Annotated in this window: 12 protein-coding genes; 8 read left to right on the top strand and 4 right to left on the bottom strand. The window is 50.4% G+C overall.

All coding sequences use genetic code 11. The annotated features are described in order from the left end of the window. Positions 1–48: 48 nt before the first annotated feature. Genes Q4491_RS10575 through Q4491_RS10560 form a run of 4 tightly spaced genes read left to right on the top strand, consistent with a single transcriptional unit; the run spans position 49 to position 5,750 of the window. On the top strand, positions 49–1,656 hold the full coding sequence (locus tag Q4491_RS10575; protein ID WP_303457359.1) for a carboxyl transferase domain-containing protein: 1,608 nt from the start codon (positions 49–51) through the stop codon (positions 1,654–1,656). Between the two features lie 25 nt (positions 1,657–1,681). Beyond that, the gene (locus tag Q4491_RS10570; protein WP_303457357.1) at positions 1,682–2,611 is read left to right on the top strand and encodes an enoyl-CoA hydratase-related protein; all 930 of its coding nucleotides are present in this window, start codon (positions 1,682–1,684) and stop codon (positions 2,609–2,611) included. Next, positions 2,604–4,799 (top strand): biotin carboxylase N-terminal domain-containing protein, encoded by a 2,196-nt coding sequence (locus Q4491_RS10565; protein WP_330872791.1) that lies wholly within the window; start codon positions 2,604–2,606, stop codon positions 4,797–4,799. Before Q4491_RS10570 ends, Q4491_RS10565 begins: the two co-directional genes overlap by 8 nt. Before the next feature lie 18 nt (positions 4,800–4,817). After that, positions 4,818–5,750 (top strand): hydroxymethylglutaryl-CoA lyase, encoded by a 933-nt coding sequence (locus Q4491_RS10560; protein WP_303457355.1) that lies wholly within the window; start codon positions 4,818–4,820, stop codon positions 5,748–5,750. A gap of 59 nt (positions 5,751–5,809) precedes the next feature. Here Q4491_RS10560 and Q4491_RS10555 read toward each other — a convergent pair whose 3' ends face one another. After that, complete coding sequence (locus Q4491_RS10555) at positions 5,810–6,085, bottom strand: hypothetical protein (protein ID WP_218385818.1); 276 nt, start codon at positions 6,083–6,085, stop codon at positions 5,810–5,812. A gap of 324 nt (positions 6,086–6,409) precedes the next feature. Here Q4491_RS10555 and Q4491_RS10550 point away from each other — a divergent pair, with 324 nt between their 5' ends. Together Q4491_RS10550 and dbpA are read left to right on the top strand one after the other, a co-directional pair. After that, on the top strand, positions 6,410–7,453 hold the full coding sequence (locus tag Q4491_RS10550; RefSeq protein ID WP_303457352.1) for a hypothetical protein: 1,044 nt from the start codon (positions 6,410–6,412) through the stop codon (positions 7,451–7,453). A gap of 267 nt (positions 7,454–7,720) precedes the next feature. Then, positions 7,721–9,097, top strand: a complete 1,377-nt coding sequence (dbpA, locus tag Q4491_RS10545) for an ATP-dependent RNA helicase DbpA (protein WP_303457556.1) — start codon at positions 7,721–7,723, stop codon at positions 9,095–9,097. A 129-nt stretch (positions 9,098–9,226) separates the two neighbouring features. Here the strand turns inward: dbpA and Q4491_RS10540 are convergent, their stop codons facing one another. Beyond that, a complete protein-coding gene (locus tag Q4491_RS10540) occupies positions 9,227–10,036 on the bottom strand; it encodes a TSUP family transporter (RefSeq protein WP_303457350.1) in 810 nt (269 codons plus the stop codon). An 89-nt stretch (positions 10,037–10,125) separates the two neighbouring features. Then, entirely contained in the window at positions 10,126–10,983 is an 858-nt protein-coding gene (locus Q4491_RS10535) for a TauD/TfdA family dioxygenase (RefSeq protein ID WP_192013615.1), read from the bottom strand. A 108-nt stretch (positions 10,984–11,091) separates the two neighbouring features. Between Q4491_RS10535 and Q4491_RS10530 the strand changes: the two genes are divergently transcribed. Further along, positions 11,092–11,991, top strand: a complete 900-nt coding sequence (locus Q4491_RS10530) for a LysR family transcriptional regulator (RefSeq protein WP_303457342.1) — start codon at positions 11,092–11,094, stop codon at positions 11,989–11,991. 93 nt (positions 11,992–12,084) lie between these two features. On the opposite strand, the gene Q4491_RS10525 is transcribed toward Q4491_RS10530, so the two are convergent. After that, positions 12,085–13,305, bottom strand: coding sequence for an autotransporter outer membrane beta-barrel domain-containing protein (locus Q4491_RS10525; protein ID WP_303457340.1), 1,221 nt, complete (start codon positions 13,303–13,305; stop codon positions 12,085–12,087). Between the two features lie 287 nt (positions 13,306–13,592). Between Q4491_RS10525 and Q4491_RS10520 the strand changes: the two genes are divergently transcribed. Then, a complete protein-coding gene (locus Q4491_RS10520) occupies positions 13,593–13,961 on the top strand; it encodes a hypothetical protein (protein ID WP_303457338.1) in 369 nt (122 codons plus the stop codon). Positions 13,962–14,884: the final 923 nt, after the last annotated feature.

Here is a 14,884-nt window from a genome sequence, read left to right as displayed (position 1 = left end):
GCCGCCAGAACACAGTCACCATAAGACAGTTAACAGGGACACGGCAACATGGCAATCATAGACAGTCATATCCAGACACATGACTCACAGTTCCAGAACAACCAGCAAGCCATGGCTGAGCTGGTCGATGATCTTCACACGCGCCTTGCCCTTCAGTTGCAGGGCGGCGGCCAGAACGCGCAGGCCAGGCAACGCAAAAAAGGCAAACTCCCTGTCAGAGAACGTATCGACAGTTTGCTGGATTCAGGCAGCCCCTTTCTTGAAATCGGCCAGTTTGCGGCCTGGGAAGTCTATGATGAGGCCATACCCTGCGCGGGCGTTGTCGCTGGTATTGGTCGCGTGTCCGGCGCTGATGTGATGATCATCGCCAACGACCCGAGCGTTAAAGGGGGCACCTATTACCCGATTACCGTGAAAAAGCATTTACGGGCACAGGAAATTGCCGAACGCTGCCACTTGCCCTGCCTGTATCTTGTGGATTCGGGCGGCGCTAATCTTCCCCATCAGGCTGAAGTCTTTCCGGACAAAGATCACTTCGGGCGGATCTTCTTCAATCAGGCCAGAATGTCGGCCAAAGGAATCCCCCAGATTGCCATCGTCCTTGGCTTATGTACCGCAGGCGGTGCCTATGTGCCTGCCATGGCCGATGTCGCCATTATGGTAAAAAATCAGGGCACCATTTTTCTGGCAGGTCCGCCATTGGTAAAAGCAGCCACCGGTGAAGATGTCAGCGCGGAAGAACTGGGTGGGGCCGATGTTCACTGTAAAACATCCGGCGTTGCTGATTATTACGCCGATGATGAGCGCCACGCTCTGGCATTAGCCAGACAGGCTGTCGCCAGTTGTCACCACCCTGCGTCAGTGGCTGAGCAACCAACCTCTGTTCTGCCTCCCCGATATCCTGCCAGCGAACTCTACGGCATTGTCGGCACAGATCTGCGCAAACAAATTGATGTCCGAGAAGTCATCGCCCGACTGGTTGATGGGTCCGATTTTGATGAATTCAAAGCCCTGTACGGCGAAACACTGGTCTGCGGTTTTGCACGATTACACGGATACCCCATCGGCATTGTTGCCAACAACGGCATTCTGTTTTCTGAATCCGCGCAAAAAGGGGCGCACTTCATTCAGCTTTGTAGCCAGCGCAACATCCCTTTGTTATTCCTGCAAAACATCACTGGATTTATGGTCGGAAAAAAATATGAAGCGGAGGGAATCGCCAAGCATGGTGCCAAAATGGTGATGGCGGTTGCCTGTGCCAATGTGCCGAAATTCACTGTCATCATCGGAGGGTCATACGGCGCAGGTAACTATGGCATGTGCGGCCGTGCTTATGATCCCACTATGATTTGGATGTGGCCAAACGCCCGGATATCCGTGATGGGCGGTGATCAGGCAGCCGGTGTACTGGCTCAGGTCACGCGGGACAGCAAACAGCGTCATGGCGAGACATGGTCGGCTGAAGAGGAAGAAGCCTTCAAAGCCCCGATTAAAGCACGGTATGAAAAAGAAGGATCACCGTATTTTGCCAGTGCACGCCTGTGGGATGACGGCATTATCGATCCCGCGCAAACCCGGGATGTACTCGGTATGGCATTGCAAGCGGCAGCCAATGCGCCTGTTGAAAGCACACAATTTGGCATATTCCGAATGTAACAGCCGACGACTGTGAGGATGGATCATGACCTCTAAAATTACCCCGGTATTTCAATACAGCGATACCGCAGAAATTCTCCATGCGACAGCCAGTGACCCTGTGCTCTGTACTATCAGCCGTCAGGGGATTGCCACACTCACACTGAATCGCCCGGATAAAGCAAACGCCTTTGATGACCAGCTGATTGCGGCAATCCGGCATTATCTTCAGCAATTGGCGAGTCATTCAGAGGTCTCCGTGCTGGTGTTGCGCGCAGCGGGAAAACATTTCTCGGCCGGTGCTGATTTGCGCTGGATGAAAGCCATGGCCCGGAAAAAACGCCATGACAATCTGAACGACGCGCAGGCACTGGCCTTTTTGATGAATGAACTGGATACCTTCCCCCATCCGACCATTGCCCTGGTGCAGGGTTCGGCGTTTGGCGGCGCTCTGGGCCTGATCTGCTGTTGCGACATTGCCCTGGGCAGTCAGGATGCGCGCTTTTCCCTCAGCGAAGTAAAACTCGGACTCATCCCGGCAACCATTGGTCCCTATGTCTGCCGCACCATAGGACAACGGCATGCCAGACGGCTGATGCTGACCGCTGAAACCATGAATGCTGACATGGCGCATCAGCTTGGCATACTTCATGAGGTCAGTCGTAATGTCAGTGCCAATGACAGTGGCGCAGACACGGATAACTCTACCGGCTCTGGAACCTTGGAAAACCTGCTGCAACTGACCCTCAACCGCTTGCTGGCGAACAGTCCGGCGGCGATGACTCAGGTCAAAACCCTGTGCAAGCTTTGCGAACAGCAGCCAATTGATGCAGCCCTTATCCGACAAACCAGCGAAATGATCGCCGATATTCGCGTTTCCTCTCAGGGACAGGAAGGACTGAACGCTTTTTTTGATAAACGTCGCCCAGCCTGGGTGAAACACAACACCTCAGGGCAAGGAGAGCACAATGAGTAAACCAGGCGATTTGCTGCACCCCGTTTCCGAGCATCCGGCTCTACACGCCCAGCACACTGCTGTAAGCGAAATGGACAGTGCGCAGACCCCCATTCGTCGCTTGCTGATTGCCAATCGGGGAGAAATTGCCTGTCGGGTAATTCACTCCGCCAAGTTAATGGGGATAACCACTATCGCGGTATATTCTGATGCCGATCGCCATGCCAAACATGTCAATATGGCGGACGAGGCGATATATCTCGGCCCATCCCCTGCGCTGGATTCCTATCTCGCCATTGATAAACTGATCAAAGCCGCTTCAGCCACCCAGGCTGACGCTGTTCATCCGGGCTACGGCTTTCTCTCGGAAAATGTGGCGTTTGCCAAGGCCTGCCAGCAGCATGGCATTATCTTTGTCGGGCCATGCCCGGATGCTATGGCGGCCATGAGCTCAAAATCAGATGCTAAAGCCATCATGGAAACGGCTGGCGTCCCCCTGTTACCCGGATACCATGGCGATGACGACAGCCTTGAAAATTTAACCACCGAGGCAGCACGCATAGGTTTTCCTGTCATCCTCAAACCGGCGCTGGGCGGTGGTGGTAAAGGGATGAAAATCGTGCGCCAGCAGAGCGATCTCGCCGAGGCCGTGCTGTCAGCGAAACGGGAGGCAAAATCCGCTTTTGGCGATGACAGATTACTGTTAGAAAAATACCTGACCGAGCCCCGTCATATCGAAGTCCAGGTTTTTGCCGATCAGCACGGCCACTGTGTTTATCTCTCAGATCGTGACTGCTCTGTCCAGCGACGCCACCAGAAAATTATTGAGGAAGCCCCAGCACCCGGCCTCAGCGACTCACTGCGCCAGCATATGGGCGAAGCGGCGGTTCAGGCCGCACAAGCCATCGACTATGTCGGAGCCGGTACTGTCGAATTTCTGTATGACGCCCGACAGCAAACCTATTTCTTCATGGAAATGAACACCCGATTACAAGTTGAGCACCCGGTTACTGAGATGATCACAGGGCAGGATTTGGTGCAATGGCAGATCCGGGTAGCCGAAGGCAGGCCTTTGCCGCTTACCCAGTCTGAGATCCGTCATCAGGGGCATGCCGTGGAAGCCAGGCTGTATGCTGAAGACACGCAGCAAGACTTTCTGCCGGCCTCAGGTCTGGTTCACTTTCTCAGCGAGCCGGAATCAGGCGCGTTTTCTGTCGGTAAAGCGCAAGCGATCCGCTCACGTATCGACAGTGGCATCGCGCAAGGTGACACTGTCACTACTTATTACGACCCTATGCTGGCGAAAGTCATTGCCTGGGGTGAAGACAGGGCTTCTGCTATCCATCAGTTACAGTTTGTCTTGTCTCAGTACCAGATTGGCGGTGTTGCCACCAATATCCAGTATCTGCAGCGGATTCTGGCCCACCCTTCTTTCACTCAGGGCCAACTGACCACACATTTCATCGAGCATTATCAGGATTCCCTGCAGGCAGCGGCTGCCAGCCTTATCAATGTACAAACACCGGACGGCGCTGAATATCAGTTACCCCGAAATCTGGTGCTCAGTGCCGCCAGTCTGTGCGTGATTCAGAACGATACCGACCACCAGTCCGGCTGGCGGCTGAACCAAGCAGCACAACAGCTGATCACTCTATATGATACAGAAATGGCGGCCAACACTTTCAGCTTCGTCACAGACAAAGACGATCACCATCATGTATTACTTACCCACTGTTCAGTGGCCCGAACGCAGCATACTGACAGTGAAGAACTGGTGTTATCCCCGCTGTCCCTGCGCTTGCTGTCGACAAGATCCGTTCAGCATGTCACGGACGTCACGCTTGAGGTCGAAGGGAGACGCGAACATGTCCGTCTGGTATTCGATAGTGCTGCACAGACTGTATTGACCTTCACCGGACAGGAACAGTACGCTTATCAGCTTCGGCCGACCTTTGGCCCGCATGAGTCCGGCGCTAAAGACAGTCCGACGGCGCCGTTAAATGGCATAGTGGTTGACGTGCTGTGCCAGCCGGGAGACAAGGTAAACAAAGATCAGGGACTGATTGTGATTGAAGCCATGAAGATGGAATACACAGTGCGCGCCCCCCATCAAGGCCAGGTGTTGTCCGTATTGGCGAGCACAGGTGATCAGGTACAGCATGGCCAGGAGCTGGTTCAGCTCAGCCCGGCCACCGATTCAGCCGATTGAAACCAGAGTGTGTAAATAATGACAGTTTTTTTTCCTGCCACCAGCGATCTGCCGAGCCGGGTAAAAATCGTCGAGGTCGGCCCGCGAGACGGCCTTCAGAATGAAGCCAATGTCAACCTCAGCGATAAAATTCAGCTAATTGATATGCTGTCAGCAACTGGGCTGACGCACATTGAGTCCGGCTCTTTCGTCTCACCGAAATGGGTGCCACAGATGGCCGACTCAAGCGAGGTGTTCCAGCGCATTCACAGAGCGCCGGGAATTGTTTATTCAGCCCTGACCCCCAATGCCAGAGGTGTTGATCTCGCCATTGCTGCCGGCGCTGACGAAATTGCCATTTTTGCTTCAGCGTCTGAAGGCTTCAGCCAGAAGAATATCAACTGCAGTATTGCCCAGAGCCTGGTTCGGTTCGAGCCTGTGTTACTGAGAGCCAGAGAGCATCAACTTCGTGTACGTGGTTATCTGTCCTGCGTCACCGATTGCCCTTACGACGGGCAGACAACGCCTGAGCAAGTTGCCAATGTCGCCAGACTGCTGTACCAGATGGGCTGTTATGAAGTGTCACTGGGTGATACGGTCGGCAAAGCCACGCCGCTGCGCTTTGCACGTATGCTGGACACCTGCCTCTCCCATATCCCTGCCGATGCACTGGCGGTGCATTGTCATAACACCTGGGGACAGGCACTGGCGAATATTTATCAGGCGCTTTTGATGGGGATCGGCACTGTGGATGCCAGTGTCGCCGGTCTCGGTGGTTGCCCTTATGCTCCGGGCGCAAGCGGTAATGTAGCCACCGAAGATGTGGTTTACCTTTGTGAGCAATCCGGAATATCGACGGGGGTCGATCTCATGAAGCTGGCTCAGGCGGGTGAGTTCATTTGCAAGCAATTGGGCAAACCCCCTGCTTCAAATACAGCATTGGCACTTTTAGCAGGCGACTCAGACAGATAGCTTATAAAAAAACATGACCAGCCTTATTACTGGTCATGTTTTCTACTCCGGTGAAAACGTCAGTCAGAACGCAAAAATCGCTGTTCTGCTTCCAGCTCATTCACCACTCGCCATACCTTCTGCTCACGTCGTTGCTTGGTATCAGATGACATGTTCAACCCGGCGCCTTTCAGCGAATCATCAGGCCCGACATACTGATCAATATGTTCATTAAACATGGTCCGAAATTCTTCCATTGTCGGCATGCAATAATGTTCTTTTTCGTAGACTTCGAAAATATGTTCTACTTTTAGTGAGATATCACGTTTGATTCCATCAAAATCTGACATATCCATCTTACACCTCACCACAATAACCCATACAGGCATGTATAGATTTTCTAATCCAGATTAGTGTAGCCCAGTTCTGTGACAATAAAGTTGCCGATTGAAGGGCAAAATATTCGTAAATCATTCCTATTTGCGATAACTCACCGCGGCAAAAGCGTTTTCCGCGCATCCTGATTACGCGCCCACTTGTTAATTTCATTTGTTGCTTACAAAACTTAGATCACCTTCGAATTTTTTATTCTCAATATTAAATGGCTACACCCTATCCCTGATAGCTATACTCAATTGGCTTGAGTTTCAATTTGTTAGCATTCGGTTTCGAGGGCTTACATGAGATGTCTGCTACTTTTCAGCACCCTACTGATACCTGCCATCTGGCTTGCATTGCCTGTGGTATGCCTGGCAGATGACCCGCCAGAGACAGATCCCCGGCTGCTTCCTGAAGACGGTCCGGAAGACATTATTTTTTCAGGCTGGCTGGAAGAAACTCAAACATCGCTGTCAGAAACCATTATCGATATGAGCTCAAATATTGACCACTTCCTCAGTCTGGAAGACGATGAAGAGCCTATGATCAATGAAAGCTACCTGCGGATTCGCATTCAGCCTAACTACTCGCACAGGGAATACTTTGAATTTGATTCAAGCATATCGCTGCGGATGGATCTTCCCCACACCGAAAAAAACTGGAAACTGATCTTTGAAACGGATCCTGAAGACTTCGAAAGTCTCGAAGACAAAGAGCGGGGACTGGTGGAAACAACCCGAACCGGCAATCGGGGGGCCATTGGCGGCGTGCGGCTTGAAAGCCGTCAGATTGGCGAGTGGTATGCCGATTTTGATATCGGTCTGAAACTGCGTTTACCGTTAGATCCTTTTACCCGGGCACATTTCCGGCGCGTAGACAAACTGGGCGAAGGCTGGACAGCCTTACTGCAGCAGGAGTTTTTTTATTTCCACAGCCGAGGCCCCGGCAGCGTCACTTCTGCTGACTTCTATTACACTGTCGATCCCACAGAGCTGACCATTCTCAGAGCCGGCACCAGCGCACAATTTCTCGATGATGACAATAACTGGCAATTCGTTAACCTTGCAGAGATTTATGACAGAGTCAGCAACCGTAATCTGTTCACTTACACCATAGGCGTAAGTGCCAACAGCCGGCCTGATCTCGCGGTTGAAAACGCCTGGCTTGCTTTCAGCTGGCAACGACGGCTGCATAAAAACTGGCTGTATATGAAATTAACGCCAACTATCAACTTCCAGGAAGAGTTCGACTATAAAGCCAACCCTGGCCTTCTGGCCGAAATAGAACTGTATTTCACCAAAAACCGGCAATTTAATCAGCTTTACCGCAGCATTCCCCGCCCCTGATGTTACGGCAGGGTAAACCACACAAAGCCAGTGTGTAACAAATCAGTACCAGAACGAATAGTTAAGGCGAAGCACAGTCTGGGTTGGTACAATAGCGGCCATTATGCCTATAAGCACGGTTCGGCGTTTATCATGAACACAGCTAACTTTAATGGCAGATCGTGCTAACCCCCTATTTCTTCGTGGTTAGTCATATTAACCACCTATTACAGGACACATACCTTGAGCCATGCCGACATTGCTTCGACTCCGTCGAACGATAACCCGCTGCTTTTTTCAGCACTGTCATTGAAGCCTGAACTGTTGGAAAACCTCGCCACTATAGGTTTTACTTCTATGACGCCGATTCAGGCACAAAGCCTGCCGTCAATTCTGAACGGTAGCGATGTTATCGGCCAGGGTAAAACCGGTTCAGGTAAGACCGCCGCTTTTGGATTAGGTCTGCTGAACAAACTGGATGTAAAACGTTTTCGAGTGCAGTCGCTGGTGCTGTGCCCTACCCGCGAACTGGCCGATCAGGTCGCGCAGGACATCCGTACTCTGGCTCGTGGTATTCATAATATCAAGGTGCTGACATTGTGCGGCGGTGTGCCTATGGGCCGTCAAATCGGCTCTCTTGAACACGGTGCCCATATTATCGTCGGCACGCCTGGCCGCGTGCTCGATCACTTAGATCGCGGCCGTTTAAGCTTAAGCAATCTGAATATGCTGGTGCTTGATGAAGCCGATCGCATGCTGGAAATGGGTTTCCAGCCCGCACTGGATGCCATCATTGAACAGGCCCCGCAACAGCGACAAACCCTGCTGTTCAGTGCAACGTTTCCCAAACAGATCCAGTCTGTCGCGGAACAAATCCTTCACAAACCTGTGATGGTGAAAGTCGCCTCGACGCATGAAAAAAGCACCATTGCCCAGTCCTTTTTCCGTCTGGAAGACAACAAAGAACGCATGCAGGCGCTGCGTCTGCTGCTGCTGGATAAACAACCGGAAAGTGCCGTGGTGTTCTGTAATACCAAGCGCGAAACACAGCAAGTCGCAGATGAGCTGGCCGATTCAGGCTTCAGCGTGTTAGCGCTGCACGGCGATCTGGAACAAAGAGACAGAGATCAGACGCTGCTGCAATTTGCCAACAAAAGTGCCTGTATTTTGGTTGCTACAGACGTTGCCGCCCGCGGACTAGATATCGATGCCCTGGACGCTGTCTTTAACTACCACATGGCCCACGATACCGAAGTGTATATTCACCGTATCGGCCGAACAGGCCGTGCCGGCAGCCAGGGTAACGCGTATACCTTCTATGGCGAAAAAGATGGCTACAAAATGGCGTTGCTTGCTGATCATTTCGAGCGCGAGATCACCAGCGATCCCTTGCCGCCAACGACATTACTGAACAATACACCTGCGGCACCTGCCATGGTCACTATCCAGATTGATGGCGGCAAGAAGCAAAAACTGCGTCCTGGTGACATTCTGGGCGCACTCACAAGCAATAACGGTATTGAAGGTACGCAAGTCGGAAAAATTCACATTACCGATTTTCGTGCTTATGTTGCCGTTGACAGAAAAGTCATGAAAAAAGCGCTCGCTAAAATCACCAGCGATAAAATCAAAAGCCGCTCTTACCGGGCCAGAGCTTTACGCTGATTACTGATTACCGACTGTTGGCTGTTGGCTGTTGGCTGCTGACTTAGCCATCAGACCGTAAAGCAAGAAAAACGGACCGTCATTAACTATGACGGTCCGTTTTTTTCAGGACATATTGCCGTTAGACGCTCAGTGTCCGGTAACGAAAGCAAGCACTGGCCCTGTACCTGTTTCGTAAATCAGTTTAACCGTCATCAATAAAGTGACCGTGATGAATATCGGCCGCACGACTCTGTCGCCATTGCGAATCACCACTTTGCTGCCCAGCACAGCCCCCAGCACCTGAGCGCCGCCCATGACCAGTCCGATCTGATAATTCACGCTGCTGATTGAGATAAAGAAAATCAGCGAAACCAGATTACCCATCAGGTTTAATGGTTTAGTGGCAATACTGGCCTGTTTGATCGTGTATCCCAGCAAGATTGCAAACGCGATCATCCAGATCGCACCTGTACCCGGCCCGAAGAAACCATTATAGAAACCAATGATCAGCCCCATAGACAGCATGAAAGTTCGGGAAGACACCTTCGCCTGTTCAGCAACGACATTTTTCAGACGTTTAGACAAAATGGAATAAACAGTGATAGCCACCATCAGTATGGGCAGCAGCGCCCTCAGAATATCAGCCGGGAACAAGCTGACGGCAAAAGAACCCGCCGTTGCTCCTATTGCCGTCGCTATCATGCCAAGCAACAGGCCGGAGAGGTTCACTTCTCTGTGCCACAAATAGGTCACAAAAGACGTCAGTTCACCAATAACGGCCTGTAAGCGGTTAGTACCGAGAGCCGTCAGCGGCGGCACACCTGCCAGCAAGAGACTCGGAACCGTAATTAAACCGCCACCACCAGCAATAGCATCGACAATACCGGCAATAAATGCCGCACAGAACAGCATGATTAATACACTGTCTGAGGGAACAAAGGTTATGGATTCCAACATATTCTTTCCTTTCTTTTTTCAACTACTTCATTCATCAACCACATGTACAGCGCTGCAACAAATTGTCGGGCGCTGTAAATGTATGTTGTTTAACGCATTGCCGAACGGACAATAATACGGTGCATCACACGCAACTGGCCGTAATAGTCGTTTACGGCATGGTGCTGAAGGCCACGGTTATCCCACAATACAATCGTATCGTTTTCCCACCGCACTCTGGCCGTGAACTCATCACGGGTAATATGGCTAAAGAGATATTCCAGGATAGGCGCACTCTCTTCTGCTGACATAGACGTAAAGCGGCTGGTGTGCTCAGCGTTCACGTAGATCCCAGGGATCCCTGATTCTTCATGTCGCTTGGCAGCAAAATGTGAGGCACTAAAGAAGGTATTAGCCATTGCGATATCTGTAAAATTCACCAGATGCGGGGCTTTATTACCGGCTTCCTGAATTTTATTTGAAATGAATTCCGCTTTTTCCGACAGCAGAAATTTCTGCATCCCTTCCGACAAAGCGGCAAACGCTTTCTGAGAATCTGAAAATACCGTATCTCCGCCAACTTCCGGTGTCTGTTTAGCCGCCAGCAGAGTGAAATCGGGCGGAGATTCCAGATAAGTGGAGTCGATATGCCACACACCACTGAACACATTTTTCTGATCCGGCTCTTTACGGATTTCGACAATTTCCGGGAAGCCTTCAATGCCGCTCGAAAATGGATAGCGTTGCACGTTACCGAGCTGCTCCGCAATCTGCATCAGCTGCTGAGACGATGTGTCCTGCTTGCGAAAAATGAGTAACTTATGCCGGACCAATGTCGAATACAGTTCGTCGAACTGCTCTGATACTAAAGTAGCGAGTTGCTTGTTGGTAAACTCCAAACCAAAGCTTGGAGCCAGGGGCTTCGCTTCACTAGCCAATGAAGCAATTGTTGCGTCAAGACGAGTCATTGTAATTATTCCACTCTTAATCAGTTAGAAGGAGCGGACATAGTTGTAACAAGGTTGCATATTAAGTTAAATTAATCATTATTTATTGCCATATTAAGATAGAGATTAATGATAAATTCTCAGGATATTGAATTTTTCAGTGTGATTGCAGACAGTCCCTCTCTGGCGGCTGCCGCCAGAAAACTCAATGTGACACCACCCAGTGTCACCCAGCGTCTACAGGGATTAGAGCGGAAAATGTCCGTCACTTTGGTAGACAGAAATCTGAGAACCACCAAGCTGACGCAGGAAGGAAAAAAGCTTGCCCGAGAAGGCAGAGAGATACTGCTGGCACTCGAAGCACTTCAAAATGATCTCCTGTCGAACCAGTCAATGATCGAAGGCAGACTGAATGTCCTTGCCCCGCTGGGATTTGGCACAACCCACATTGCGCCACTCATCGCCAGGTTTCAGAATCAATACCCCAATCTGATTATTGATTTAACGCTCACCGACAAACCGAGCTGGTCGCACCCTATCAAGCCGGATGTCATGATCTATATCGGGCGGTTAAAAGATTCATCGCTGCGATGTATTCACCTGGTTGAGAACAAACGCTTTCTTCTCGCGTCGCCCGGTTACCTGGCTTCCGCACCACCGCTGGAAACACCGGAAGACCTTCACCATCATTCGTGTATTGCACTGAAAGAAAATGACGAAGATGTCACCATGTGGAAATTCAATCTTCCGTCGAAGCAAACTATCAGTATTCGGATCGAACCCAAGTTATCCTGCAATGTCGGTCAGGTCGCCAAGCAATGGGCTCTGGATGGCTACGGAATCATTCAGCGTTCTGAATGGGATGTCAGGAAGGAAATTGATGCCGGTCTGCTGGCCCCGGTGCTGACTGACTATCAGTTACCTAAAGCCAATATCGTAGCATTGGTATCGGCGGAGAAAAGTAAGCGATCCCGTAAACTCAGTCTGTTTCTCGATTACCTGAGCACCCATCTGCCTGAAAGTTGGTAGCGCGAAACCGATACGACTATCAATGCGATAGCCTGCAGGTGACAAGAATACCCGGAGGATGAAACAGTTTTCAGCGAAGCTGAAGATCCCAGTTTATTTAAACGGGATAATCACGCCCATGCTGTATAAAGTGGGGTTCATATCATTTAACCCAACCAGCGTACTCGCTTCAGCGTAGCCTATCCATTTGTCATTAAATGCACCAGACACACCGGCGTGAAACCGACCGTAAAATTGATCGTCCGACTGAGTAATCACAGGCAAATTACTGCTGCTATAGGCAGATTTAAACTGGCTGATAATACGCTCTGAATCGAACTGATAGTCATAATGCAGATAGCTTTTCACATAAGGCTGGAACAGCCCTAAGCTGGTTCGGAAGGGTTTTGAAATCGATGCACCAGTAATAAAGGTGGTCCCTTCCAGGTTATTGACATCATCAACCTGTGAAATCACATAGTTTGAATTGCCTTTCGACAACCTTTCGTTGTACCTGTCCTGATCGGACAAGGTGTACTGCACCGAACTTTCTAATGCAATGGTCGCATAGGGATAGTCAACCACATAGCCGCCGCCCAGAGTAAATACCCACACGTCAGAATCGGCATCATCCATGCTGCTGACCACAGGATCGGTATACATATTGACCTGACGTTTCATGTCTTTGTCTATCAGTGCATAGCTGGCGGAAAAATCGAGAAACCACTCGTTCTCAAAATAGCTGAAATAGCCAGATGCCACTAAGCCTTCAACGCCACTGCTGCTTTCATTTTCAGTACCGGATGTTCGGTACGACGGCATACCCAGCGCTAAACCAAACAGGTAATTATTATTCAGCAGATAGTCACCGCCCATGGTCAATGAGTAACCATCATTAACAGGCACGGTGCGATCAACCGGCGACGATTTGAAATGAAGCTGCGGCTGCGAGCGATCGACTCGCATATAGGTGCCCAAACCGCTCTGCGAATTTTCGAAATAGGATGAATTGGCGTAATCACTGCCAAAGTATGAAGAACTGAATGTGCGAAGACGGTTATCTTCCCTGACACTGCTTGTTCGTGTACTGACATCACCGGGATATAAAGCAAAAGATGAAGTATTGAGACTGGCGGCTGGGTGAAGGGATTCTTTCTTGCTGCGTTTATCTACTCTGACGTCGCTGGCCATTGACGATAAAGAGTCGATCACCTCATCAGATACCGAACTGACAAAGCTGAATTTATCGCTGTCTGCCCATGCAAGTGATGGTAAAGTGACTGCCACAACCACGACAGACAACCCGACACCGCGACACCGATGTGCGCTCTTCATACAGCCCCCTAAACTACACGCTTTATGTTATCCGTACGCCTTCATTAGACGTATCTAATACATCGTCACAAGTGCTTTCCTCTTGAGTATAGGGAGGTGAAATTTTGAGCAGCGTCTCAAAAATAACACTACGATTTTTTTGCGATTCGAAGTATTACGCCTCAGTATGTAATGGGTACAGGATCCTTGAGCAACTCGTTGAAGTCAGGCTATTTACTTTTCTGACACTGTAACTGATGCATAGCACCAAACTTTTTCTTTTTTTATGGACATGCCAGGAGGTAGAGATGAAATTCCTGATAGCCCCCTTGTTTATCGCCTCCCTGACGGCTTTTCCTGTTCAGGCCGATGATCTGGACCAGGCCGCAAAAGATGTCTGCGGCTGCCTCGCCCAGCCCTATGCCGAACTTGAAAAAGCCTTACAGGCGGTGAAAGCAGATAAAGGTAATGACCTTTCCAGCCTGATGAATTCCAAAGACGAGCTCACTAAGATGATGGAAGCCACGCAGACGTGCATGGAAGATCTCAGGAAACAGTACCCTGAGATCGAGGCTGATAAAGCCTTGCAAAAACAGGTGATGGAGAAGACCCGGCAGTATTGCCCTAACCCGTTAGAAACGTTAGATCTGAAAGCACCGCCCGTGCCGGCGGGTTGAGGCTTGTTCTGAGTTTTTCTTTGGGGTTGAGGATCACTTTCGCTTAGATAAATATGCTTGGTCCGTTATTACCACGACGGTGGAAATCCGGATACCGAGTGCCATTTCAAAAGTGGTATTGGTTTGTCGCACTTGAGTTCAGCGCTTCTCTCAACTGTGTAGTACGCGCGCCAGTTACTCTTTGCTGGCACAAAGCGTAACCAGAAATGCCTTTGGGTTCTCTGGTGTTGGCCGGGGCGGTTGTAGGCGCTCCCTGCGCCGACAACCTGAAAATTCGTCCTGAATTTTCCCCTGGGGTTGGGGATTTCTTTCGCTTAGATAAATATGCTTGGTCTGTCATTCCCATGTCGATGAGAAATGAGCGCAGCAACGAGTTCAATTTCAGTTGGTTTGTTGGTTTGTCGCGCTTAAGTTCAGTGCTTTTCTCAACTGTGTACGACGCGCGCCAGTTACTCTTTGCTGGCACAAAGCGTAACCAGAAATGCCTTTGGGTTCTCTGGTGTTGGCCGGGGCGGTTGTAGGCGCTCCCGGCGCCGACAACCTGAAAATTCGTCCTGAATTTTCCCCTGGGGTGAGGATCACTTTCGTTAAAGAAAATGCTATCGGGCCGTAATGACTACAACAATGACCACAGCGAACACAGGTAACAGTGCAATTTCAGCGGGGTTGTTAGTTTGTCGCGCTTGAGTTCGGTGTTTTTCTTAACTGTGTACAACGCGCGCCAGTTACTCTTTGCTGGCACAAAGCGTAACCAGAAATGCTTTGGTTTCTTTGGTGTTGGTCGGGGCGGTTGTTGGCGCTCCCGGCGCCGACAACTTGAAAATTCGTCCTGAATTTTCCCCTCGTCCCGAATTCAACTTCGAAGTGCGACACTCTCCAATATCAAGTAGCCAAAGTCATTTCTTCAAATACAATGGCTGGCT

The organism is Photobacterium sp. 2_MG-2023 (genome assembly GCF_030547675.1).
Classification (GTDB): domain Bacteria; phylum Pseudomonadota; class Gammaproteobacteria; order Enterobacterales; family Vibrionaceae; genus Photobacterium; species Photobacterium arenosum.
This window is presented reverse-complemented; position numbering and strand designations above follow the sequence as displayed.